Origin of the sequence: Vibrio sp. T20, assembly GCF_007858795.1 — a bacterium.
Lineage (GTDB): Bacteria > Pseudomonadota > Gammaproteobacteria > Enterobacterales > Vibrionaceae > Vibrio > Vibrio satsumensis.
On sequence record NZ_VFEB01000034.1, the window covers coordinates 1 to 1,700 of the forward strand.

Here is a 1,700-nt window from a genome sequence, read left to right on the forward strand (position 1 = left end):
CTGTGTGGCCACCAGCCGATCTCTAATCACGTTGATTCTTTAGCTCATCACTTAAATGTGTTGAGGCGATTGATCACGTTTCAATTTTGGTGGTCCCATGCCCTCTAAACCCAACAAGCAACGCATCGAACATATTGAGTTGGTGTTTGAAGTTTACTCTCTCATCCCAACTCAACGAAAGATCACAACGAACGAAGTTCATCAACGATTAACAAACACGGGCATTGAACGCTCGAAACGCACAGTACAACGCTGCTTGAACATCTTGACGACTTATCTAGATGTAGAAAAAGACGATAGAAGCCTCCCATATAGCTATCACAGAAGAACCCACCCTATATTCTCCTTGGGACCACAAGAATCTGTGCTTCTTGAATTTGCTTTTGAGAACTTGAAATCAGTTCTTCCTGAAAGTTATCTATCAAGTGTGCAATGCACTTTTATGCCCTTGCTATCAACGAATCATAACCTAAGGCCACGTAGTCATGTTCGACGTAAGCAGCCCTATCACAAAGGCGATTATGACGTAGCTGTCTTTGACAAACTTTGTCTATCCATCTATTACCAACGCGAAGCTCGGCTCCACCTACGTAACGAACAAGTACTTCAATACGTTTGTCCACTTGGGCTTGTGTTAGAGAATGATTGCCTTCAATTGATCTACCAGTTCAAAAAGCGTATTTGCGCGGCTCCTCTCAACCAAATTCAAGACATTTACGTCAGTACGTTTGAGTTCACCTACCCTGAAGGATTTTTACTATCTGAGGCCATTACCTCTAAAGAAAACTCAAGACCAAAATGTTTAACTAACCACACAAGGAATGATCATGAAAAATACTAAGTTACTCAGGACAACTCTCGTCAGCTCTATTGCTTTAGCTCTGACAGCTTGCGGAGGGGGATCCAGTACCCCACCTAGCGACCAAACACGCTCAATATCAAGCATGAGTGTTGTTAATGATGGTTTTCAGACCTTTAAGCCTCGCGCTCACGATCTAACTGGTTATCGAGCATACTCTAGAGCAGCCGCGTTCAATATGCCTTTAGATGACGGGCAAAGTGCTTACGTTTATGAGAACCCAGAAAACGGTGAAGTAAGCTCGATTAGCTTTGAAGGCGGTGATGCTGAGAGCGTTATGACTCCGACTATCGATATGATCGTCGACCTAAATACCACCTACTCGGTAATCAACATGAGTAATGTCACCGTCACCGTGGATGACGTGGTGTATGAAGGTAATTACACCCTCATACAGGACAAGAATACCGGTGATCTTTATCCATTGGTCGAGAGCGGCGTTCCTATCTACAAGAAGGTGGAAGCTGAACATGAGGCTTGGGTCACCAACACACGCTTTTCCCACAACGGAGATAGCACACGTATTTACTTAAGGCACAGTGATGAACTCAGCCTGCATAAAGCAGAACTTGTTGATGATACGTTTACCATTTCTAAAGTCTTTGATGATTACTTCCGAAACAATGTCATTCTATCAACAGGTGATATTGTCACCGTTCCTTGGAGTGGTGATAGCTTAACGTGGCTAGAGCCAGACGGTACAGAGCACAACTTTAATTACGATACGTCACAGTTGTCTGTTCCATTTCTATACGCAGATAAACTCTATGCAATTCGAGATTCCGATGATGCACTGATCGAGCTTACATTGAATGGCGCTACCTTAGACCAAACCGATGCT

At 43.6% G+C, this 1,700-nt stretch carries 1 protein-coding gene and 1 pseudogene; both read left to right on the forward strand.

The features are described 5' to 3' along the window. The first annotated feature begins 97 nt into the window (after positions 1-97). Positions 98-841 (forward strand): hypothetical protein, encoded by a 744-nt coding sequence (locus tag FTW16_RS01870; RefSeq protein WP_146489853.1) that lies wholly within the window; start codon positions 98-100, stop codon positions 839-841. After that, positions 828-1,700 (forward strand): annotated as a pseudogene (locus FTW16_RS01875) (hypothetical protein); the annotation flags it as partial. The gene FTW16_RS01870 and the pseudogene FTW16_RS01875, both read left to right, overlap by 14 nt.

Coding starts and splice junctions, on each gene's coding strand:
- FTW16_RS01870 (WP_146489853.1), top strand. CDS start 98: ATGCCCTCTAAACCCAACAAGCAACGCATCGAACATATTGAGTTGGTG.